This window comes from Shewanella sp. HN-41, from assembly GCF_000217915.1.
In the GTDB taxonomy this organism is placed as follows: Bacteria; Pseudomonadota; Gammaproteobacteria; order Enterobacterales; family Shewanellaceae; genus Shewanella.
In genome coordinates this window covers 60,671-81,740 of sequence record NZ_AFOZ01000030.1, presented here as the reverse complement: position 1 = coordinate 81,740, position 21,070 = coordinate 60,671, and the positions used below count along the sequence as shown (strand labels likewise).

The 21,070-nt window shown below is 46.0% G+C and carries 20 protein-coding genes; 8 read left to right on the top strand and 12 right to left on the bottom strand.

Features of this window, described 5'->3' with window-relative positions; genetic code table 11:
• Window positions 1–249 precede the first annotated feature (249 nt).
• Entirely contained in the window at window positions 250–966 is a 717-nt protein-coding gene (fadR, locus tag SOHN41_RS11580) for a fatty acid metabolism transcriptional regulator FadR (protein ID WP_007649088.1), read from the top strand.
• A gap of 73 nt (window positions 967–1,039) precedes the next feature.
• Here fadR and SOHN41_RS11575 read toward each other — a convergent pair whose 3' ends face one another.
• The 4 genes from SOHN41_RS11575 to sodB all read right to left on the bottom strand — a co-directional run bounded on the left by SOHN41_RS11575 (window position 1,040) and on the right by sodB (window position 6,682).
• Complete coding sequence (locus SOHN41_RS11575; protein ID WP_007649086.1) at window positions 1,040–2,560, bottom strand: SpoVR family protein; 1,521 nt, start codon at window positions 2,558–2,560, stop codon at window positions 1,040–1,042.
• A 9-nt stretch (window positions 2,561–2,569) separates the two neighbouring features.
• On the bottom strand, window positions 2,570–3,838 hold the full coding sequence (locus tag SOHN41_RS11570) for a YeaH/YhbH family protein (RefSeq protein ID WP_007649084.1): 1,269 nt from the start codon (window positions 3,836–3,838) through the stop codon (window positions 2,570–2,572).
• Window positions 3,839–3,904: 66 nt separating this feature from the next.
• The gene (locus tag SOHN41_RS11565; RefSeq protein WP_007649082.1) at window positions 3,905–5,839 is read right to left on the bottom strand and encodes a PrkA family serine protein kinase; all 1,935 of its coding nucleotides are present in this window, start codon (window positions 5,837–5,839) and stop codon (window positions 3,905–3,907) included.
• A gap of 258 nt (window positions 5,840–6,097) precedes the next feature.
• Window positions 6,098–6,682, bottom strand: a complete 585-nt coding sequence (sodB, locus tag SOHN41_RS11560) for a superoxide dismutase [Fe] (RefSeq protein ID WP_007649080.1) — start codon at window positions 6,680–6,682, stop codon at window positions 6,098–6,100.
• A 224-nt stretch (window positions 6,683–6,906) separates the two neighbouring features.
• On the opposite strand from sodB, the gene SOHN41_RS11555 reads away from it, so the two are divergent.
• A complete protein-coding gene (locus SOHN41_RS11555) occupies window positions 6,907–7,239 on the top strand; it encodes a Grx4 family monothiol glutaredoxin (RefSeq protein ID WP_007649079.1) in 333 nt (110 codons plus the stop codon).
• Window positions 7,240–7,347: 108 nt separating this feature from the next.
• Here the strand turns inward: SOHN41_RS11555 and SOHN41_RS11550 are convergent, their stop codons facing one another.
• Window positions 7,348–8,586, bottom strand: a complete 1,239-nt coding sequence (locus SOHN41_RS11550; RefSeq protein ID WP_037458933.1) for a uracil-xanthine permease family protein — start codon at window positions 8,584–8,586, stop codon at window positions 7,348–7,350.
• Window positions 8,587–8,803: 217 nt separating this feature from the next.
• Between SOHN41_RS11550 and SOHN41_RS11545 the strand changes: the two genes are divergently transcribed.
• Window positions 8,804–9,895, top strand: coding sequence for a DUF2066 domain-containing protein (locus SOHN41_RS11545; protein ID WP_007649076.1), 1,092 nt, complete (start codon window positions 8,804–8,806; stop codon window positions 9,893–9,895).
• Window positions 9,896–9,977: 82 nt separating this feature from the next.
• Entirely contained in the window at window positions 9,978–10,688 is a 711-nt protein-coding gene (gene hda, locus SOHN41_RS11540; protein WP_007649075.1) for a DnaA inactivator Hda, read from the top strand.
• Window positions 10,689–10,759: 71 nt separating this feature from the next.
• On the opposite strand, the gene SOHN41_RS11535 is transcribed toward hda, so the two are convergent.
• From SOHN41_RS11535 to SOHN41_RS11520, 4 genes are all read right to left on the bottom strand, one after another.
• Window positions 10,760–12,709 (bottom strand): hypothetical protein, encoded by a 1,950-nt coding sequence (locus SOHN41_RS11535; RefSeq protein WP_007649073.1) that lies wholly within the window; start codon window positions 12,707–12,709, stop codon window positions 10,760–10,762.
• 235 nt (window positions 12,710–12,944) lie between these two features.
• Window positions 12,945–13,325: a DUF2069 domain-containing protein gene (locus SOHN41_RS11530; protein ID WP_007649072.1), complete on the bottom strand. Its 381-nt coding sequence runs from the start codon at window positions 13,323–13,325 to the stop codon at window positions 12,945–12,947.
• A gap of 62 nt (window positions 13,326–13,387) precedes the next feature.
• On the bottom strand, window positions 13,388–13,738 hold the full coding sequence (gene arsC / locus SOHN41_RS11525; RefSeq protein ID WP_007649070.1) for an arsenate reductase (glutaredoxin): 351 nt from the start codon (window positions 13,736–13,738) through the stop codon (window positions 13,388–13,390).
• A gap of 129 nt (window positions 13,739–13,867) precedes the next feature.
• Complete coding sequence (locus SOHN41_RS11520) at window positions 13,868–15,337, bottom strand: M48 family metalloprotease (protein WP_007649069.1); 1,470 nt, start codon at window positions 15,335–15,337, stop codon at window positions 13,868–13,870.
• A gap of 114 nt (window positions 15,338–15,451) precedes the next feature.
• Between SOHN41_RS11520 and SOHN41_RS11515 the strand changes: the two genes are divergently transcribed.
• Both SOHN41_RS11515 and SOHN41_RS11510 read left to right on the top strand, forming a co-directional pair.
• On the top strand, window positions 15,452–15,685 hold the full coding sequence (locus SOHN41_RS11515) for a sulfurtransferase TusA family protein (RefSeq protein ID WP_007649067.1): 234 nt from the start codon (window positions 15,452–15,454) through the stop codon (window positions 15,683–15,685).
• Between the two features lie 301 nt (window positions 15,686–15,986).
• Window positions 15,987–17,069, top strand: a complete 1,083-nt coding sequence (locus SOHN41_RS11510) for an AI-2E family transporter (protein ID WP_007649065.1) — start codon at window positions 15,987–15,989, stop codon at window positions 17,067–17,069.
• A gap of 76 nt (window positions 17,070–17,145) precedes the next feature.
• Here SOHN41_RS11510 and SOHN41_RS11505 read toward each other — a convergent pair whose 3' ends face one another.
• Window positions 17,146–18,072: a LysR family transcriptional regulator ArgP gene (locus SOHN41_RS11505; RefSeq protein WP_007649063.1), complete on the bottom strand. Its 927-nt coding sequence runs from the start codon at window positions 18,070–18,072 to the stop codon at window positions 17,146–17,148.
• Between the two features lie 124 nt (window positions 18,073–18,196).
• On the opposite strand from SOHN41_RS11505, the gene SOHN41_RS11500 reads away from it, so the two are divergent.
• Window positions 18,197–18,811 carry a LysE/ArgO family amino acid transporter gene (locus SOHN41_RS11500; RefSeq protein ID WP_007649061.1) on the top strand — a complete coding sequence of 205 codons (615 nt, stop codon included), beginning with the start codon at window positions 18,197–18,199 and terminating at the stop codon, window positions 18,809–18,811.
• Between the two features lie 179 nt (window positions 18,812–18,990).
• Here the strand turns inward: SOHN41_RS11500 and bcp are convergent, their stop codons facing one another.
• Complete coding sequence (bcp, locus tag SOHN41_RS11495; RefSeq protein ID WP_007649059.1) at window positions 18,991–19,458, bottom strand: thioredoxin-dependent thiol peroxidase; 468 nt, start codon at window positions 19,456–19,458, stop codon at window positions 18,991–18,993.
• Between the two features lie 3 nt (window positions 19,459–19,461).
• Window positions 19,462–20,010 carry a glycine cleavage system protein R gene (locus SOHN41_RS11490; protein ID WP_037458930.1) on the bottom strand — a complete coding sequence of 183 codons (549 nt, stop codon included), beginning with the start codon at window positions 20,008–20,010 and terminating at the stop codon, window positions 19,462–19,464.
• Window positions 20,011–20,182: 172 nt separating this feature from the next.
• Here SOHN41_RS11490 and dapA point away from each other — a divergent pair, with 172 nt between their 5' ends.
• Window positions 20,183–21,067, top strand: a complete 885-nt coding sequence (gene dapA / locus SOHN41_RS11485) for a 4-hydroxy-tetrahydrodipicolinate synthase (RefSeq protein ID WP_007649055.1) — start codon at window positions 20,183–20,185, stop codon at window positions 21,065–21,067.
• Window positions 21,068–21,070: the final 3 nt, after the last annotated feature.

The following is a 21,070-nucleotide window of genomic DNA, read 5'->3' as shown; positions in this document are numbered from 1 at the left end:
ACCCGTGTTTGCAAATCAGTCTAGCCTAAAGAGAATGCTAATGTAATGAGATACTGGAACTCATACTTCAAAAAGCGGAGCTAATCGGCAAAATTTGCTCAATAAGTCTTGAGGTTAGTCTGTTTTTTGAGCGTTTTGTGACATTTATACCGACACAGTGCGGGGATTTTCAGTCAATGGTTTCCATTTTTTACCGCTCTGGTATGATCAGTGACCATTACGACGTACAACAACTGGATAAGTGGGCTGATGATTATCAATGCCAAAGGACCTGCAAGTTTTGCAGAGAAGTATATTGTGAGATCAATTTGGGAAAATAAATTCCCACCAGGGTCCATTTTACCGGCTGAACGTGAGCTTTCTGAGTTGATCGGTGTGACACGCACCACCTTGCGTGAAGTGCTACAGCGTCTAGCTCGTGATGGTTGGTTAAAAATTCAACATGGTAAACCGACACGGGTGAACAATTTTTGGGAAACCTCAGGTTTAAATATTCTTGAGACGATTGCCGATCTCAATCCCGAAGGTTTTCCTGTGCTGGTGGACCAACTGCTCTCGGCCAGAACGAATGTCAGTGCAATTTATTTTCGTGGTGCACTGCGTTACAACCCTGAAACAGCGGTCGGTGTGTTGGCAAAAATTCACCAATTAGAAGATACGGCTGAATCTTTCGCTGAATATGACTATTTACTGCATCACACCCTAGCATTTTCGTCTGGGAATCCACTCTATGTGTTGATCCTAAATGGCTTTAAAGGTTTATATAGCCGAGTGGGGCGCTATTATTTCAGTAGTCCAGAGGCGCGTTTGCTGGCTTTAAACTTCTATAAAGAATTAGAAGTGTTAGCAAAGGCAAAAAATTATGTCGATGTACCTGCCCTAATGCGTACCTATGGCATTAACAGTGGCAAAATGTGGTTACAATTACGGGACGATATGCCCGCATCCATCGCACAGGATAATTAATTCCACCCCCTTGGTGTGGGGTAAATGACAGGTGTTTTTAAAAGCCGTTTCCATTGGAAACGGCTTTTTACTTTTACAATTCTGATTTAACTAATTCAGGACAGGTCGCTAAAATATTAATACTGGCATCGGTATTTTTTTGCTCAAGCGTTACTGTAAATCCCCATAGCCGATGTAAGTGTTTCAATACTTCTTTATAGGTATTTGCGAGGGGGATATCGTTACTCGGCACATATCTTAAGGTTAAAGATCTATCACCATTTATTTCAACATTATGAACTTGAATATTAGGTTCAATATTCGACAGGTTATACTGTTGCGACAATAATTGCCGAATATCTTGATAACCTTGTTCATCATGGATAGCGGATACTGATAAATAATTGCGTTTTTCATCGTCATGAATGCCAAATAATTTAAATTGGCGGATGACTCGAGGAGAGAGATATTGGCTGATAAAACTCTCATCCTTAAAATTTTGCATGGCAAAATGCAATGTTTCTAGCCAATCACTTCCAGCAATCTCAGGAAACCAAACCTTATCTTCTTCGGTTGGATTTTCACAAATACGCCGGATATCGGAGAACATGGCAAAACCTAAGGCATAGGGGTTAATGCCATTGTAGTAACGGCTGTTGTACTCGGGTTGTGCGACAACACCAGTATGGCTCTGTAAAAACTCCATCATAAAACGGTCTGTTACCACACCGTCATCATATAGGTGGTTTAAGATAGTGTAATGCCAGAAGGTCGCCCAGCCTTCGTTCATCACTTGTGTTTGTTTTTGTGGGTAAAAATATTGGGCCATTTTACGCACTATGCGGATGATCTCCCGTTGCCAAGGCTCGAGCAATGGGGCATTTTTTTCGATGAAATAGAGAATATTTTCCTGCGGCTCTGCGGGGAAACGACGTTTTTTAGCTTCAGATTGACCCTGTAGTTGGTTTGGGATAGTGCGCCAAAGGTCATTCACTTGACTCTGTAGATAGGCTTCACGGTCTTTCTGTCTGGCTTGTTCTTCACGGAAGGAGATTTCCGAAGGTCGTTTGTAACGGTCGACGCCGTAATTCATCAGCGCATGGCAGGAGTCAATCACGCTTTCGACTTGTTCAACCCCGTATCTCTGTTCGCAGTCACTGATGTAGTTTTTGGCAAAGACTAAGTAATCGATGATCGAACTGGCATCTGTCCAAGTTTTAAATAAGTAGTTATTTTTAAAGAAACTATTGTGTCCAAAACATGCGTGCGCAATTACCAGCGCCTGCATCGTGATAGTATTTTCCTCCATCAAATAGGCAATACAAGGGTTTGAGTTAATCACAATCTCGTAGGCAAGGCCCATTTGTCCACGTTTATAGCCTTGCTCTGTTTCGATAAAACGCTTGCCAAAAGACCAATGGGTGTACCCTATGGGCATCCCTATACCCGCATAGGCGTCCATCATCTGTTCTGCGGTGATAACTTCAATTTGATTAGGGTAGGCGCTGAGTTTGTATAGAGCGGCTACACGTTCAATTTCCTTCAGATAGTCCTGCAGCAACTCAAAGCTCCAATCGGGACCATCGCTCAGTGGTGTTCTTGATTTCTTCCCCATAATACCCCCTTAAACCGCCTGCTTCTTAAACAACTCTCTAAATACAGGGTAGATATCTTCTGCTTGACGAATATGTTGCACCGCAATGTTATCGTAATGCTGTTGTAGGGATTCGTACTCGCGCCACAGGGTTTGGTGGGCGCGATTGGTGATTTCGATATAGCTAAAGTAGCGTACTAACGGCAGAATTTTTTGCTCTAATATCTGCCGACACGTTGGGGAATCATCGGCCCAGTTATCACCGTCTGAGGCTTGGGCGGCATAAATGTTCCATTCATCGGCGGGATAGCGTGCCTGTTGAATTTCATGCATTAGTTTTAATGCGCTGGACACTATGGTGCCACCGGTTTCCTGGGAGTAGAAGAACTCATGCTCGTCGACTTCTTTAGCCTGGGTATGGTGGCGAATGTATACCACCTCAAGGTTTTTATAGGTCCGAGTCAGGAAGAGGTAAAGCAAAATATAAAAGCGCTTTGCCATGTCCTTGGTCGCTTGATCCATAGAGCCAGACACGTCCATCAGGCAAAACATGACCGCTTGGCTAGAAGGAATTTCCCGTTTGGCAAAGTTATTAAAGCGTAGGTCGAAGGTATCGATAAAGGGAACATTAGCAATCTTTTGTTTTAACTCCTCTATTTGAGCCTTTAAATCGAGGATCAGCTCTGCCTGAGTTCCTGGGATATTCTCAAGCTCCGCTAACTCTTGTTCTAATTCCTTTAATAGCTTCTTTTTACTCGCCGACATTGCAATGCGACGTGCCAGTGATGAACGTAGGGAGCGGACAATATTGATGTTGGCGGGGACGCCATCGTTGGTAAATCCGGCACGATAAACCTGATACTCTACTAATTTATTGAGGCGATTTTTTTGCAGGTTAGGTAATTCTAAGTCTTCAAATAATAGTTCTAGGTATTCATCCTTTGAAATTTCAAAGACAAAATCATCGTTCCCTTCGCCTGAATCCGAGGCATCACCTTTACCCGCACCGCCGCCTGCGCCACCGAGGGGCCTATCGATTTTGTCTCCACGGGCAAATTGATCATTTCCGGGATGCACTCTGTCCCTGACACCACCCTTGCCCTGGTGAAACATAGGTTCACTGATATCCCGCGTAGGAATACTGATTTTTTCGCCTTTATCTACATCCGTTACACTGCGGCGCGTCACCGCATCGCTGACGGCTTTTTTGATTTGTTGCTTATATCTATTGATAAAGCGTTGACGGTTGACAGTGCTTTTTCCTTTCGCATTCAACCGTCTGTCGATAAAGTTCGCCATACGCACCTCCCAAACCCTAGCGAAGGCTTTGGTAGCACCAAAGCCCTGTACTTAGCGAGCGCAAGTTTAAGAGGATTTACGCACCCGTAAATACCACTCAGACAAGAGTCGGACTTGTTTCTTGGTATAGCCTTTCTCCATCATGCGATTGACAAAATCATCGTGTTTGCGTTGATCGTCATTCGAGGTTTTGGCGTTAAAGGAAATCACCGGCAGTAAATCTTCAGTGTTGGAGAACATTTTCTTCTCGATCACAGTGCGAAGTTTCTCGTAGCTGGTCCAGAGTGGATTATTACCCTCATGGTTAGCGCGGGCGCGCAGCACGAAGTTGACAATTTCATTACGGAAATCTTTGGGATTGCTGATCCCTGCGGGTTTCTCTATTTTCTCCAGTTCGGCATTGAGGGCCGCACGATCGAACAGTTGACCTGTTTCTGGATCGCGGTATTCCTGATCTTGGATCCAAAAATCGGCGTAAGTAACGTAGCGGTCAAAGATATTTTGGCCGTATTCAGAGTAAGACTCTAGGTAAGCGGTTTGAATTTCTTTACCAATAAACTCCACGTATTTAGGGATTAAGTAGCCCTTTAAAAACTCGAGATAGCGTTCGGCGGTATCACTGGGGAACTGCTCTTGCTCTATCTGGCGTTCTAGCACATAGAATAAGTGCACCGGATTAGCTGCAATTTCTGAGTGATCGAAGTTAAATACCCGCGATAGGATCTTAAAGGCGAAACGGGTAGATAGCCCATTCATCCCTTCATCGACACCTGCATAATCGCGATATTCTTGGTAGGACTTGGCCTTAGGATCGGTATCTTTCAGGCTTTCCCCGTTATAAACCCGCATCTTAGAGTAGATGGAGGAGTTTTCAGGTACTTTTAGGCGCGATAGCACACTAAATTGCGCTAGGGTTTCTAGGGTACCAGGAGCGCAGGGGGCTTTCGATAGCTCGGAGTTAATGAGCAGCTTTTGATAGATTTGTAGCTCTTCAGATACCCGTAAACAGTAGGGTACTTTGACGATATAAACACGGTCGAGGAAGGCTTCGTTGTTCTTATTGTTTTTAAACGTTGACCATTCCGATTCATTCGAATGAGCCAGAATGATGCCACTATAGGGCAGGGCTGATAGTCCTTCGGTGCCGTTATAATTGCCTTCTTGGGTGGCGGTAAGTAGGGGATGTAGCACTTTTATCGGTGCCTTAAACATCTCGACGAACTCCATCATTCCTTGATTTGCGCGGCATAATGCCCCCGAATAGGCATAGGCATCGGCATCATCTTGGGAAAAGTGTTCAAGCTGACGAATATCGACTTTACCCACTAAAGACGAAATATCTTGATTGTTTTCATCACCGGGTTCCGTTTTGGCTATCGCAATTTGATCGAGGATAGAAGGGAAAACCTTAACGACGCGGAATTTAGAAATATCGCCGCCAAATTCGTGCAATCTTTTCACTGCCCAAGGTGACATTATGGTCTTTAGGTAGCGGATAGGGATGTTGAATTCATCTTTTAATAGTTGGCCATCTTCATCGGCGTCAAAGAGGCAGAAGGGATGATCGTTCACTGGGCTGCGTACCCCGTTTGCGCTCAGGATATAAATGGGGACATTTTGCATTAGCGCTTTGAGCTTTTCGGCCAATGATGATTTACCACCACCCACAGGACCGAGTAAATACAGGATTTGCTTTGATTCCTCTAGGCCTTGAGCTGAGTGTTTGAGGTAGGCCACGATTTGTTCAATCGCATCTTCCATGCCGAAGAAATCTTTAAATGCGGGATAACGTGAAATAAGACGGTTGGAAAAAATGCGGCTAAGTATCGGATTTTTTGCGGTATCTATGACTTCTGCTTCACCAATGGCAAGCAAGAGCCGTTCAGATGCTGACATGTAAGCACTGCGATCTTCTTTACAGATGTCGAGAAACTCCTGCAAAGTGTATTCTTCATCGAGTTTTTGTTCGTAGCGCTTTTGGTAATGCTCGAAAATGCCCATATAAACCCCCTGAAACGCCAGTGATGTCATGGAACGGAGAACTGGTTTGCCAGCTTCCTATACTAATCTTAGACACAAACTCGATACCTGTGTCAAAAAAAATATCAAATAAAACAATAACAAATGATTGCAAATGCAATTGTTGCACTTGTAGTGACATCAATTTTCCGATGGGGAGGGAGGGGGGATGGAAGGGTAATGGTATAAAAAAGAGCCACAAGGGCTCTTTTATTAGCGTTAATTCTTTGGGTTAAAGCATTAACCTGCGAAGTTTTGGTTCACAAAATCCCAGTTAACTAATTGCCAGAAGTGGGCAAGATAGTCAGGACGCACGTTACGGTAATCGATGTAGTAAGCATGTTCCCACACATCTACAGTCAGGATTGGCGTGACTGTGCTGTCAGTCAGTGGCGTTGCCGCATTGCTAGTGTTAACGATGGCAACAGTGCCATCGGCTTTTTTCACTAACCAAGTCCAAGCGCTACCGAAGTTGTTTACAGCAGAATCGGTAAATTGAGCCTTGAATGCCTCAAATGAACCAAAAGCAGCATTGATTGCATCGGCAACTGGACCTGTTGGCTCGCCGCCAGCGTTAGGCGCTAGGCAGTTCCAGTAGAAAGTGTGGTTCCACACTTGAGCCGCGTTGTTAAATACGCCGCCGGTAGAAGTTTTGATAATGTCTTCTAAAGACTTACCAGCGAAATCAGTTCCTTCGATTAAGCCGTTTAGCTTAACAACATAAGTGTTGTGATGCTTGCCGTAGTGGTATTCAATGGTTTCTTGAGAAATGTGTGGTTCTAGTGCGTTCTTTGCATATGGTAATGCGGGTAATTCGAAAGCCATTAGTATCTCTCCATGGTCTTAGGTTATCGTTTTTAAACGTGCTCACTGGGCACTATTGTACCGATAAAATTTGTGATGTGAATCATTGTTTGGCTATTTGATTAGATAGGCGTCATCGAAAAATCAAATCTCGACATAACCTTACAAACTGTGGGATTTTGTTCTGTGCCTAGCTGTCGTACAATAGCGCCATTGAGTCAATGTCATCGCACTTAGGAATTAAAATGGAAACAGTAGAGAAAATTAAGCAGCAGATCGCCGAAAACCCCATCATTGTTTATATGAAAGGTTCGCCTAAGTTACCGAGCTGTGGCTTCTCGTCTCAGGTCGCCCAGATCATGATTAACTGTGGTGAGCAATTTGCGTTTGTGGATATTCTTCAGCATCCAGACATTCGTGCCGAATTACCTAAGTATGCAAACTGGCCAACTTTCCCACAGTTGTGGATTGAAGGTGAGCTGATCGGTGGTTGTGATATCGTGGTGGACATGTACCAAAAAGGCGAGTTACAGCCCTTAATCAAAGCGACTGCTGAAAAGTACAAAACAGCGGAATAAGCGTTAATTCGAATGCCATAAAAAGCCGCTGCGATTTATATCCAGCGGCTTTTTTTATGCTACAAATCTAGTCGAGCAGCTTGACTCAATCAGCGCCTGTTGGCGCGACTAATGCGACGTGAGATCCTGTTTCGGGTGCTTAGTCACGGGTAACAGTAAGTTCATCGTGATGGCCACAATACCACACAGACTAATACCCGTTAGACTAAATGAGCCAATGCCAAATGCCATACCACCAATACCAAATACCAGCGTGACGCCCACAATGCTTAAGTTGCGCGGCTCGGATAAATCCACATGATTGCGGATTAAGGTATTTAGTCCTACCGCGGCGATTGAGCCAAATAACAAGCACATAATACCGCCCATCACAGGCACGGGAATAGTTTGCATCAGAGCGCCCAACTTGCCGACAAAGGCTAAGGTAATCGCTGTGATAGCGGTCCACGTCATAATTCTTGGATCAAAGTTGCGCGTGAGCGTGACGGCGCCAGTGACTTCTGAATAGGTGGTATTAGGTGGCCCACCAAATGCAGCTGCGGCCATAGTGGCAATACCATCACCTGTCAGGGTGCGATGAAGGCCTGGTTTTTTCATAAAATCCTTACCCGTGACATTGGATATCGCCAGAATATCACCAATGTGTTCAACCGCAGGAGCGATAGCGACAGGGATCATAAAGGCGATGGCATGCCAGTTAAATTCGGGTGCGACAAATTTAGGAATGGCAATCCAACTCGCTGCTGCCACGACCGCAAAGTCGACAATACCAAAGGCGAGACTGAGTCCATACCCCACAACGATACCGGCTAGGATCGGCATCACTTTCAGCATGCCTTTGGCAAATATAGCCACCGCAATGGTAGTTCCGAGCGATGCAAGTGAAATGATCAGTGCCGTATTGGTTGGGACTAATGTCAGACTGCCATCTCCGCTTTTACCGAGCGCCATATTTACTGCGACTGGCGCTAAGCCAAGGCCGATGATAATAATCACAGGCCCGACTACCACTGGCGGTAACAGCCTATGAATAAAATCGGTGCCGCGTACTTTGACCAATGCGCCGAGTATGACGTAGACCAAGCCAGCAGCCATAATGCCGCCCATAGTGGATGGAATACCCCAGGTTTGCACGCCATACAGAATTGGAGCGATAAAAGCGAAGGAGGATGCAAGGAAAATAGGGACCTGACGTTTAGTGATCAGTTGGAACAGTAAGGTACCAATACCTGCGGTGAATAGAGCGACACTAGTGTCGAGTCCGGTCAGTAACGGCATTAATACCAAGGCACCAAATGCCACAAACAACATTTGGGCACCCTGTAGGGGAATTGCGAGTCGTCTCATTTATTATTCTCGTTAATTTTAGGGTAAACCGCGAAATGATATCAGTTTGTTGCATTGAGGGCACAATAATATCCCCATATTTGCGGGTTGCGATCACTGTTTTGGTGAGCAGGATTAGCCACACCGAATTAAAGCGGGCTAAATTTTGCCAAGACTCGCTTAAGGCGTTAACTATGGTACAATTTGCCCTATCTGACGTTACTTCAACTACTCAAAGATGCTGAAATTCCTATTGAAGCCGAGCTTAATTGCGTTTTTATACTGCTTGTTCACGATTAATAGCCTGCACGCTGTAGAGGTGAGTAAATTAGATGAGGCCGATGTGCCAGTCTCCTCCCGTGCCGTGCCTGAGCGTAATCAAGCGTTAAAAAAAGCATTGGAAAAAGTGATTATCAAAAATACGGGCACTGCGCGTTCACTCGAGAATAGCGTTATCCAAGCCCAACTGGCCACCCCAGATACACTGCTTAGCCAATATGGTTACCTTGAACAAAATGGTCAATTGTTGCTTAAGGCTAACTTCGAGCATCGCCGCGTCGTTGCACTATTACGTCAGGCACAATTACCCGTATGGGGGACACAGCGTCCCCTGACTCTATTTTGGGTCGCAATGCCGAGCGAAGGCGATACCATTTTATTAAGCGATTCTTCGACCTTAGCCGAACGTCAAGCATTCTCGGCTTTTTCTGACGAACGCGGTATTCCAGTATTGCTACCTATTTTAGATCTTGATGAATTGATGGGAATAAACCCCAATGATGTCAAAGGGATGTTCGCCGATATCGTGGCAAGTGTCTCTGGACGTTATCAAGCGGATTTCCTCGCTTTAGTGGCTATCGAACCCGCGGGTAATCAAGTGCGTTATCGCTTAAATCTTTATACCAAGGCTACGATTGATTCGTTAACACCGCCGCTTTTTAGCTTTAATGGCAGCGCAGAAAACGCCGCTCAGGCGGTAAGTGCCATGATGGTGGCATTAGGGGATTATTATTTTACTAAGTATGCCATTGCCGATACTGGTACTCAGGTCGGTGCTAGCGTTACTTTTATTAACATTGAAAAAATGAAACAAGTTGTTGAGATTGAAAAATATTTAAAACAACTTAGCGCAATAAAAAGTGCAACTTTGACACGTATTCAGGGAAATACAGTAACCTTTTCATTGGATTTATTTGGCTCAGAAACCGATTTTGAGCGTTTATTGAGCCTAGAGCCGAGGATCTCTGTGGTTGTCCCTGCGAGTTCAGGGGAGTTCAGTCCTGTGTCGAGTCAGTTAGGTAAACCCGTCTACCAGTGGCGCTTACCTTAAAACTGTGGATAGATAAGCTGGGGCGATTCTACATTTGCGCCCGCTTTGTGTGATTTTTAGCTAATTTTATTGAGACGTACGAGTGCCATTTAACTCACCTCTACAACTCTCATTACCCGTGTATTTACCGGATGATGAAACCTTTAATAGTTATTACCCCGCCGCGGGTAATGATGAATTGATCCAAAAGCTCAGAGCCAGTGCCGAAGGTCATGGTGAGGCTGCGATTTATTTATGGGGTCCGGTTAAATCTGGTCGTACCCATTTAATGCACGCGGCCTGTGCCCATGCCAATGAACTCGACCGCCGTAGTTTCTATATTCCCTTAGGCATTCATGCAAGTATCTCTACTGCGTTACTCGAAGGGTTAGAACAATTAGAGTTAGTTTGCATCGATGATGTGGACGCGATTGCTGGGCACCCAGTGTGGGAAGAGGCGATATTCGATCTCTACAACCGTGTTGCCGAGCATAAGAATTGCGCTTTAGTGGTCAGTGGTCGTTCATCTCCTGCGGACGCCGGATTCCTGTTACCCGATCTCGTTTCACGGATGCAATGGGGGCTTAATTACCAACTTCAGCCTATGGCTGATGAAGAGAAACTCGCCGCGTTGCAGCGTCGGGCGGCCATGCGAGGTTTACAATTACCCGAGGATGTTGGTCGCTTTCTGCTCAATCGTATGGCGCGGGATCTACGCACGCTATTTGATGTTCTCGATAAGTTAGATAAGGCCTCACTGGTTCACCAGCGTAAGCTCACTATTCCGTTTGCAAAAGAGACACTGCATCTCTAGCTAAATAGGATTTGAAAGAGATAAAAGCCCGCTATGCTGAATGCATGCGGGCTTTTAAGTTGTAGATCTGCTTATTGTTGTGGATGACGGTGGCGGTCGCCACTTAAACGTAGTTCGGGTTCGATGATTGTTTGGCCATTCGTTGCAACGTTCTGTTGGCCTTTAAGCTGCGCATTGGTTGGCGAAATCGCTAAGGATTGGCGCCAGCTCTGACCTTGGGTCATGGCGATAGGTGCGGGTAGGCTAGCTATCAAGCTTATCCCATCAAGCTCGGGTAATATCTCATCTATGACTAATGCGGCTCGGTTTTCTAAGCTGCTTTCACCAATTCTGCCTCTTTGCCCCCAATCGACAATGACAGTATCCGCGGTTAAGACCGCGGGTTTATTGGTGACTGCGACATCCCGCAGGATTTGGTAACGGTAACTCATCATGGCTTCTTCAAACAGCATAGCCGTGTCTTCTCGAGTGCTGGAATATGCATAGAAATCATTGGCGATATCCGTAGAGAAAAAAGTTGTAATATCAGATGGTTGATAAGCCTTTTGAGTCGCATTGGCTTTGGCGCCAAGGAAGCTGACTCCCGCAAGACCTGCCATTTCAGTGCTTGTGAGCGGGTACAGATTGCTAACCTGATCCGATACCAAGCTCTTATTGGTATTGCGGCGATTATAGTCGTCAATCAATCTGGGTCCTGTGAGTGAGGCATGAACGCTACGGGGGAAGAAGTCATTGGCGTGTGCCAGCTCATGGTACAAGAGTGACGCTAAATCAGGGGTGATCTGGGCGAGCGTGCGAGTGGCTCGGGTCGTCACGGGGAACCCCAGTGACGCATATTGATTATCTTTGACATAACGCCAGGGCATAATGAAATTCAGATCGTTGCCAAAGTCGCTGCGATAATCCGGTGCTTCGTTGATGCTGTCACGCTGTGCGGGCGTGAGCCATAGATCGTTTGGATCCAAATAAATTGCCCCCGTCAGCACCCAATAGAAAGAGGGACGAACATCATAACTGATCACTACGGCGGTAACAGATTGTAATAGGCGGGCAAAATCGCTATTGGGGTCCATTTGTGCTAAGAAAGCGGCAAAATTATCACCCATCCAATCGTGTGACACTAGCACTCGATCAAGGATTGCCTCGGTATCGAGCGTGTTGGAGATTTGGCCAATCAGAGGTAATTGATTAATAGTGCAGGAATCATTCAACTGGTTTGAATAAACGCAGCTTGTTAGTGCGTTAGCATAGGGTGAGTCCTCACGATAGGCATAGGTGCGTGCGACTGGTGTATCAAAATACTGTGAGCTAATCGCAGGTGCGGCAGTCGTCAGGATAAAAGCATCGTCTTTGACTTGGGAGCCATTAATATTGGCGCTAGCTTGAAGTCTTAATACTGTGTCTTGACTGGCGATGGGGGCGGTAAATAGGGGTCTAAAGGGATCGGTAAGATCGATGGCAACGTCAGGGCCAGAGGCAATACACCAAGAGATATTTGTGGCACTTAGCCCTGCTTGCTGTCCAATCCTTAGACTGACCCCATTACCTTCAACAACTTGATGATCTTGACGAATATTGAGTAATCCGTCCGTTGCAGCATCGGCGTTAATGCCAATTTCCCCCATCACATCTATACTGCTGCCCGTCACATGCAGACTAAAGCGGTAACTGCCGCTAGCTGGAATATCGAAGGCTAACACTGGGCTGTTTTGGCTGACGAGTTCAATGGTAGGGCCGTCAATTTGCTGCCAACGAAAATGCAGTTCTTGGCTATCACGGTTTTGAATGCTGGCGATAATGGCGCTGGATTGTCCTGCAACATATTGCGCTTCTGTTTGGAAACGGATGGAGGATGAGCTAGTGGTAACTAATGCCGGAATGGTTGAAGTACAGCGTGGTATATTGCTCGAGGGCGGAGTGACGATCCCGCCATCTGCCTCGCTATCACCACCGCCACAGGCAACCAGTATTGCGGAGCAACTAATAAGCCCTAACAGACGAATTGGATCCCATATCCCCATAATTCCACACTCCAATGCTAACTGACTTTAGTGGTTAGATTTATCACCCTACTATCGACCCTATAGAGGCCATAGTTCGACGCGAAAATGACTATAGCATGGTAGTGAGGTTGCAAAAAAGTGATAAAAGGTCACTTAAGTGTTGCTAATTCAGGGAGGAAAGCGCAGTTCCATAGGGGACAGCGCTCTAACGTAGGTTTTTTACGGGGTAACTTAGATGATGACTGTAGTCGTCCTAAGCCTCTTTATCGGATTTTTTCTTTAAACCTAAGCCTAATTCTCGGCCACGAATTCGGGCATAGAAGGGAAAGGCGACAAGGAGGGCTCCAACCAGCAATGCTTCAATTAAAGCAAAGGCAAATGCGTCCGTCGTGACATAGAGTAGGGTGAGGGCATGCAGCATATACAGGCATAGAATAAAGCTCGCCCATGCATAGGTATAGGGATGGCCTTTGATAATGCCTTTGGCGGGTAAAAGGAGTGGCACAAGCCATAGGAGGCTAAATAATAACGTATATTCGCCATTGAGCCCTTGACCAATAAACCAACCGCCAAGCAGCAACAGCAGAGCAAGATAGCCTAAGCGGCTGAGAGTAAATAGGGTATTCGAGGTCATGGTCTACCTAATATTTAAGAATAACAGCGTATTGAAAAATAACAGAGAAATAACAATTTCAGTTACAGGATCGCCAACACATTTTCAGGGGGACGACCGATAGCAGCCCCTTTCGCCGTCAGCACAATCGGGCGTTCGATCAACTTAGGGGTGTCAACCATGGCGGCGATCAGTTGCTCTTCAGTGAGTGACGGTTCTGCCAGCCCTAGCGCCTGATATTCATCTTCTTTGGTACGCATTAACTCGCGGGCACCGATGTTAAGTTTGGCTAAAATGTCGTGGATTTCAGTGGCCGTAGGTGTATTTTTTAGATATTCAATCACAGTAATCTCACAACCTTGCTGCTCGAGTAAGGCTAAGGTCTCACGGCTCTTGGAACAACGTGGGTTATGGTAAATCGTCGCTTGGGTCATAATGCAATAGGCTCAATATGGGCTGAAATGGCAATGCTGCGGATAATAACAGAAAAATGTGCGCCCCGTCAGGGTGTTTGGGGCGCAATTGGCTTGACTAAACTGAGTTTTTCGTCTCAATTCGATAGCTTATTTAAGGGCGTCCATTTCTTTATCTGCTTGTTTAAATTGGCGAATACGCGCTTCAATTCGAGCAAGTTGTAGCGGATTATCCTCAGATGCGCGATAGGCAAAGTTGAGCTGATCAATCGCCCCTTTATAGTTGGCCCCTAGCGCCATTAATTCGGCACTGGAGAAATATTCCATGCCCTGGTTCCCTATCTTTTTGTAGGCCAGATTGAGCAGTTGATAGGGCAGTTGATTCTGTTTATCGAGGAAAATCATATCCTCTAGTAATGGGATGGCCTTGGTGGGTTCTCCCGCCTCAATATAAATATTGGCTAAGTTAGCGTTAATGACCTGAGAGGTTGGCTTCATTTTACGCTGCGCCTCGAGGAGTTTAATCGCCTTAGGGTAATCTTTGCGCTCGGTGAGTAAATCGGTTTTTGTGTCGAGATAGAACAAGTTGTTAGCATCGATTTTTAACAGTTCATCGATAAGTATCTCTGACTCATCAAACTTCTTGAGTCTAAAAAGCGCGAGGGCTTTGCCATAGAGGGCGGCTTCTTTAAAACCATAGGTTTGTTTATTCAGCTGCTTTTCAAACAGGCCCAATACGGCATCATCGCTGTAGCTCGAAAAACGCACTTGGATGCGTGCCTTAGCGAGTTGGAAGTTGAGGTTATCTGGAATGTATCTATGGGGATATTGATGTGCCCGGTCGCGGGCCTCGGAGATCCGAGACTCTGGCAAGGGGTGGGTCAACAGCATTTGCGGTGGTGTTGTAGTAAAGCGATACCGAGTTGCGAGCTTACCAAAAAACTCCGACGCCGCATTGGGGTCAAAACCCGCATCTACCAATATTTGCATACCGATACGGTCGGCTTCTTTTTCATGCAAACGGGTATAGTTAATTTTTGACTGAGTCGCTAAGGCTTGAGTGGTGGCAAGTGCTGCCATGCCTGCCTGGGGAACCGCAATGGTCAGTAAAATCGCTCCGAGTAATCCCGCTATGGTTGCTGGGCCGGTCTTTTGTTGCGCCTCGAGCGAGCGGGCTAAGTGACGTTGGGTCACGTGGGTAATTTCGTGGCCTAAAACCGAGGCCAGTTCGCTCTCATTGTCGGCGTTGAGGAATAATCCCGTATGCACGGCAACGTGTCCACCGAAGAAGGCGAAGGCGTTAATCTCATCATTCTGTAACAAGAAAAAATAGAAAGGTGTTTTTACCCCTGTTGCATGGGCGACTAACTTATTACCAAGTTCAGTCAAATATTGACTCAATACGGGGTCGTTGAGCATGGGGGCCGAAGAGCGAATAACGCGCATGTAGGCATCGCCATAGACCATTTCTTTTTCGAGACTGAAGGTGTTAACTGCGGCCGTACCTAAATCAGGTAAATCATTGTTAGCAAAGCTTTTGGCGGCACCAGTCAGTAGCATCAAAGAGAGAGCACCGACGACAAAAGGTTTACATTGAGTCAAGAACGTCAATTTACGCAAGCGGATCCTTTATTTCTTCTAATTATCTCAACTAAGGCTGCAATACTGCAGTTAGCTTGTAGTTTGAGTGGCAACTTAGGATAATAGCCCAAGTTCGTTCATAGCAAGTTCATTATGATTTTTATTGATTTAACACCATTTCGCTGTCCTGTCCCTTTGGTCAGAGTCAAGCTTGCATTGAAGTCCATGTCTTCGGGTGAAACCTTACATATTTTACTTTCAGACTCAGGTTCACGGCGAGATGTTCCCCTCTTTTTAAAAAAACAGGGCTACAATATCCAAGTCCTGTGTGATGATGCGATTCAATTAGCCTTAGTGGTCACTAAAGTTGATTTATCTCAGGGATAATATTGTTATTTCTGTGTTTCAATCCCCCACATACTCAGACTTAGCGGACGCACATGATGGTTGCGATCATCATGGTATCGTGGCGCATTATGACACGGGGGAAACAAAGCTGCAGATCAGAAAATGGAACCCTTTGACGCGTAAAATGGCATCTTGACCTCGCGGATACATTCCCTATGATTAACAACATCATTTTTAAGCGCATGACAGTGTTAAGTCGATGATATAGCGTTAATGATCTGCAAATAAACTGCTTTCTTGCACACTCTGAAAGCCTAACCATCATTATTGGAATAAATCCATGTTTACTTTTTTCTCTCGTTGGTATCAAGAGCGGTTTAGCGATCCACAGGCAGTCACCTTAATGGCCATTTTGGTTGGCTTAGCTTTAGTCATTTATTTTGCGGGGGGATTGCTTGCCCCTTTGCTCGTGGCGTTAGTGCTGGCATTTTTACTCGAGTGGCCCGTCGCACAAATGCTCAAACTAGGCATTAATCGCACGACAGGTGCATCCTTAGTGTTAGTGCTCTTTCTTGGGGTCGTGGTCATGCTGACCTTTGGGTTGATCCCGAGTGTTTGGCGTCAAGGTGTGAGCCTAATGACGGATTTACCCAGCATGATAGATAAAGGGCTACAAACTCTGCAGACGTTGATTAATCAATATCCACAATTTATTAATCCAGAGCAGCTCAATATGATGGTTGCAGAGCTTAAAAAGCTTCTCGATACTCAACATGTGATTGATATTGCTAAACAACTTATTGGTTATTCCGCCTCATTATTGGTATTGATGGTGTACGCGATTCTGGTGCCGCTGTTGGTATTCTTTTTCTTAAAGGATAAAGATCAACTCATCAATGGCAGTAAACGATTTTTTCCCACCAATCGGCAGCTAGCCCGTAAGGTGTGGTTTGAGATGCACCAACAGATATTTAACTATATTCGTGGCAAAGTGATTGAAATAGTTATTGTCGGCATAGCGAGTTACGTCTTGTTCGCCGTGATGGGACTGCGTTATGCAGCTTTGCTCGGGGTGCTCACTGGATTATCTGTACTCATTCCCTATGTAGGAGCCACTTTAGTGACCTTGCCGATTACCTTAGTGGCGTTTTTCCAATGGGGTTTTAGCTCTGAGTTTGGTTATCTAATGTTAGGTTACGGCATTATTCAGGCATTAGACGGTAACTTGTTGGTGCCAATTTTATTTTCGGACGCGGTGGACTTACACCCAGTGATTATTATCGCCGCAGTGTTGGTTTTTGGTGGACTGTGGGGCGTATGGGGGGTGTTCTTTGCTATCCCCTTGGCATCTTTAGTCAAGGCTGTGATTAACGCTTGGCCGAAAACGGAAATTGAGGAGCCGCTTCCTTCGTTGGAAAACTAAGTCAGTAGAGATGTTATATCTGCCTAAAAACTGCGTACTTAGGCGCAGTTTTTGATTTTATGCCAGTGGTTAACATTCAGGTTTGCAGCAAATGGTGCTGCGCCGTGGCGGCAAGGGCGCGGTAAACTAAGGTCGTCTGTTTAGCTTTAATATTCCAATGTTGCCAATATAGCGGCACGCGCATGCGCTGCTGTGGGGTTAATTCGATAAGTATCCCTTTATCGATTAAAGGTTTAGCCTGTAAGTGGCCTACTAGACCATAACCAAGGCTTAGGTTTATGGCTTCCAAAAAACTTTCCGATGAGGGAATCGTATGTTGCCACCATTGTCCTGCCGTCATTTGAAAATAGTGGGCAAGGTATTTCTCGTGCAGCTTATCCTTTGTGGAGAACACGACCGCAGGGGCTTTAGCCAGTTGGGCTTGGCTGATGCTGAGGGGCGTTGCTGCCTTTGCCAGCTCTTCGCCATTGCCAAAGTAACGGCGGGCAAATTCAGGGGTGGCAACCGCTAAATATTCCATAGTGCCTAAAAACTCACTGCTACAGCCAGCCATCGGATTTTCAGTCGTGGTCACGCAACCAACGGCTTCACCATTCTTCAGCAGATGATGGGTATAGGATTCATCATCGACGATCAATTCCAATAACCAAGCGTGGCGACTGAACATGCCCGCTATTGCCGGTAAAAACCAAGTGGCAAGGCTGTCGGCATTCACGGCGATGCGCACTGTGGTTGGATGGTTGGGATCGTCGGCGTCCATTTCGGCTCTTAACTCACTCTCAAGCAATTGCACCTGTGAATAGTGGCGCAGCAGGCGTTTGCCTGTGGGGGTTGCGACCACGGGATTGGAGCGAATAAGCAGCGATTGACCAACTTTTTCTTCAAGCTGCCGAATGCGTTGTGAAACGGCCGATTGGGTAATGTGCAGCACTTTGGCGGCGCGCTCGAAACCGCCTTCAGAGACGACAACGGCGAGGGCTTTCAGATTAGCGTATTCCAGCATAGTCATCCTTAATCAGTGCGCTTCGATTATTATTAGTTTTACTTATGTCATATAAAAAACATTAGTTATATTAATTATTTCGTTTTGACTATGCTAGCACCTTCTTCAAACTGGTGAGGTGGTTATGCAAGCGGCATTTATACAGGGGATGGGAATTGGTGGGAGTTTGATTATTGCAGTGGGCGCACAGAATGCCTTTGTGCTCAAGCAAGGCATTAAGCGTGCTTACCCGTTACCCATTGCCCTACTTTGTTCGGTCATCGATGCGCTGATGATCACCGCAGGGGTGGCTGGGCTTGGACATATTATTGAAGCATTTCCTACCATTAAGCATGTGGCAAGTTTTGGTGGTGCCGCTTTTTTACTTTGGTACGGTACAAATGCACTTAAGGCCTCATTTGTGGCTAAAGGCATTGAAATGGAGCAAACGCAAAATGCCGATACTTTGCGAACCGCCATGCTTACCACGCTCGGGATCAGCTTACTGAATCCGCATTTGTATCTCGATACAGTGGTGTTGCTGGGGAGTATCAGCACTCAGTTTGATGATATGCATCGCCCTTGGTTTGGTGCTGGCGCCGTGTTGGCATCGTTTATCTGGTTTTTCGGTTTAAGTTTTGGTGCGCGCTTGCTGGCACCTATTTTTACTCGTCCAGCGGCATGGCGTTACCTCGATCGTGTTATTTGGTTAACCATGTGGAGTATAGCGGCGGCAATTATTTGGCCTTATCTGGCGTAGTCTCTGAGTCATTAAGCGCCATCAGACTGAATTTATTCAGTAAAGAAGGTTAATTTTTGCGCATAAGCTGAAAATTTTTCATGAAAAAAGGCCCTGATAAAGGGCCTTTTGTGTCCGACTGCTAATTTTTTGTGCGCTGTAGTCGCCGCATGGCGCTCATTTTGCACTCAAGTGCACAATCAACCCGCGATTTTGGCTAGAACGACCTGGTGATGATCGCTGGTTTTAAACTTATCAAACACATGGGCAATGGTGCCGTCAGTATTGATAAGGAAGCTTATTCTATGGATACCATCGTAGATTTTACCCATAAACTTTTTCTCACCCCATACGCCAAAGACGTCGGCAACACTGTGGTCTTCATCACTCAACAAGGTAAAATTAAGTGATTGCTTCTCAGCAAACTTAGCCAGTTTTGCGACTGGATCTGGGCTAATACCGAGTACCGTGACTTTGTGGTTATCTAATTCGGCTTTAGTGTCGCGCAGACCACAGGCTTGTACTGTGCAGCCTGGGGTTGAAGCCTTAGGGTAAAAATACACTAAAACAGGGCCTTTTTTTAAACATTCCTGCAGCGAAACAGGCTTTCCCTGTTGATCCAGCAGGGCAAATTGGGGCGCCTTGGCGCCAACGGTTAATCTGTTCATCAATTATCCTCTATCGCTTGCCGTTGTCCCTTGCATGCGTTTAATGGTGCAATCTAACGCCATTTCTTGGGCGAGTTGATAGATACTCTGTTCAAGTTTTTCTAGCTCAACTTTTTCAGGAATATTAATGGTTAGCGATACATTTTGTGTCTGCTCACCATCCGGAAGTTCTTCTGAATAGGAGCGTACCGCCGCTAAATCTAACGAGCGATCAGCGAGAAATTGGGTGATGCGTTTCATCGTGCCGCGCTGATCTTTGCCCGTGAAGCGAACTTCGAGGCGCGAAACATAATTTTGCGGGGTGTGTTTAGAGGTGCGCTTCATCACTGTCATCAGCTCTAGCTCAACACTGAGACTCGGGAGCATGCTTTCAATTTTCGTTATTGATGCCCACGAACCTGACAACATCATGATCAGGGTAAATTCGTTACCAAATAATGCCATACGACTGTCGACGATATCGCAGTCACAGTCACTGGCAAGCCGAGCGAGTTTACTTACGAGTCCAGGGCGATCTACGCCCATTGCGGTGACGACCAGGAAATTGGTCATGAATTTTCCTCACTTTTTCGATATCATGGAGCGAAAACTCAGGGTTAATGCCGAGTTTTTGTGCGGGATGTAATGCTACCATAACTAAATCAATTTGAGAGCCCCGTTAATGCTTGTCATTAGTGGTTGGCATCAGTACCATAGCGAATCCTGAAATCTTGGGGAAAGTCAGATGATAAACGGAAGCATCGTAGCCTTAATCACGCCAATGAACAGTGATGGCTCAGTAGATTTTGCAAGTCTTGAAAGATTAGTCGAATTCCATATAGACCAAGGCACAGATGCTATCGTGGCCGTGGGCACGACTGGCGAGTCTGCGACTCTGCCAATGAATGAGCATGTGACTGTGGTTGCACAAACGGTGAAATTTGCCGCAGGCCGAATTCCTGTCATTGGTGGAAATGGCGCCAATGCGACATCTGAAGCGGTCGAACTCACCAAGTCCCTCTCTAGGGTGGGCGTTGCCGCCATGTTAGGCGTAACACCTTACTACAATAAACCGACACCTAAGGGTTTAGTCGCGCACTACAAAGCGGTGGCGGCAAGCACTGATATTCCACAAATTCTCTATAACGTTCCTGGCCGCACCGCGGTTGATATGAAGCCCGAAACAGTGGCTGAACTGGTTGGCGTTAGCAATATTATTGGTGTGAAAGAAGCCACGGGTGATGTGTCACGCGTTAAGCGTTTACGCGAGTTATGCGGCAATGATTTTATGTTGTACAGCGGTGATGACGCGACGGCGAGGGAGTTTTTACTCCTTGGCGGTAATGGCGTGATTTCGGTTGCCAACAACATAGTGCCCAAAGCCTTTAAAGCCATGTGCGACGCGGCCCTTGCGGGTAATACCGAATTAGCGGCAAGCATCGATGAGCCATTGCGTGGCCTCTATAGCACACTGTTTTGCGAAGCCAATCCAATCCCAGTGAAGTGGGCCGCCCATCGTATGGGGCTGATTGAATGTGGCTATATTCGTTTACCTTTGACTGAACTTTCTGAGCAATGTCATGGTCTGTTGTTAGATGCAATGACTCGTGCCCAGATAGAGGTTAAATAATTA

Bases quoted from the DNA above. Each gene is read 5' to 3' on its own strand.
- fadR (WP_007649088.1), top strand. From the start codon at position 250: ATGATTATCAATGCCAAAGGACCTGCAAGTTTTGCAGAGAAGTATATT.
- SOHN41_RS11575 (WP_007649086.1), bottom strand. From the start codon at position 2,560: ATGGGGAAGAAATCAAGAACACCACTGAGCGATGGTCCCGATTGGAGC.
- SOHN41_RS11570 (WP_007649084.1), bottom strand. From the start codon at position 3,838: ATGGCGAACTTTATCGACAGACGGTTGAATGCGAAAGGAAAAAGCACT.
- SOHN41_RS11565 (WP_007649082.1), bottom strand. From the start codon at position 5,839: ATGGGCATTTTCGAGCATTACCAAAAGCGCTACGAACAAAAACTCGAT.
- sodB (WP_007649080.1), bottom strand. From the start codon at position 6,682: ATGGCTTTCGAATTACCCGCATTACCATATGCAAAGAACGCACTAGAA.
- SOHN41_RS11555 (WP_007649079.1), top strand. From the start codon at position 6,907: ATGGAAACAGTAGAGAAAATTAAGCAGCAGATCGCCGAAAACCCCATC.
- SOHN41_RS11550 (WP_037458933.1), bottom strand. From the start codon at position 8,586: ATGAGACGACTCGCAATTCCCCTACAGGGTGCCCAAATGTTGTTTGTG.
- SOHN41_RS11545 (WP_007649076.1), top strand. From the start codon at position 8,804: ATGCTGAAATTCCTATTGAAGCCGAGCTTAATTGCGTTTTTATACTGC.
- SOHN41_RS11535 (WP_007649073.1), bottom strand. From the start codon at position 12,709: ATGGGGATATGGGATCCAATTCGTCTGTTAGGGCTTATTAGTTGCTCC.
- SOHN41_RS11530 (WP_007649072.1), bottom strand. From the start codon at position 13,325: ATGACCTCGAATACCCTATTTACTCTCAGCCGCTTAGGCTATCTTGCT.
- arsC (WP_007649070.1), bottom strand. From the start codon at position 13,738: ATGACCCAAGCGACGATTTACCATAACCCACGTTGTTCCAAGAGCCGT.
- SOHN41_RS11515 (WP_007649067.1), top strand. From the start codon at position 15,452: ATGATTTTTATTGATTTAACACCATTTCGCTGTCCTGTCCCTTTGGTC.
- SOHN41_RS11510 (WP_007649065.1), top strand. From the start codon at position 15,987: ATGTTTACTTTTTTCTCTCGTTGGTATCAAGAGCGGTTTAGCGATCCA.
- SOHN41_RS11505 (WP_007649063.1), bottom strand. From the start codon at position 18,072: ATGCTGGAATACGCTAATCTGAAAGCCCTCGCCGTTGTCGTCTCTGAA.
- SOHN41_RS11500 (WP_007649061.1), top strand. From the start codon at position 18,197: ATGCAAGCGGCATTTATACAGGGGATGGGAATTGGTGGGAGTTTGATT.
- bcp (WP_007649059.1), bottom strand. From the start codon at position 19,458: ATGAACAGATTAACCGTTGGCGCCAAGGCGCCCCAATTTGCCCTGCTG.
- SOHN41_RS11490 (WP_037458930.1), bottom strand. From the start codon at position 20,010: ATGACCAATTTCCTGGTCGTCACCGCAATGGGCGTAGATCGCCCTGGA.
- dapA (WP_007649055.1), top strand. From the start codon at position 20,183: ATGATAAACGGAAGCATCGTAGCCTTAATCACGCCAATGAACAGTGAT.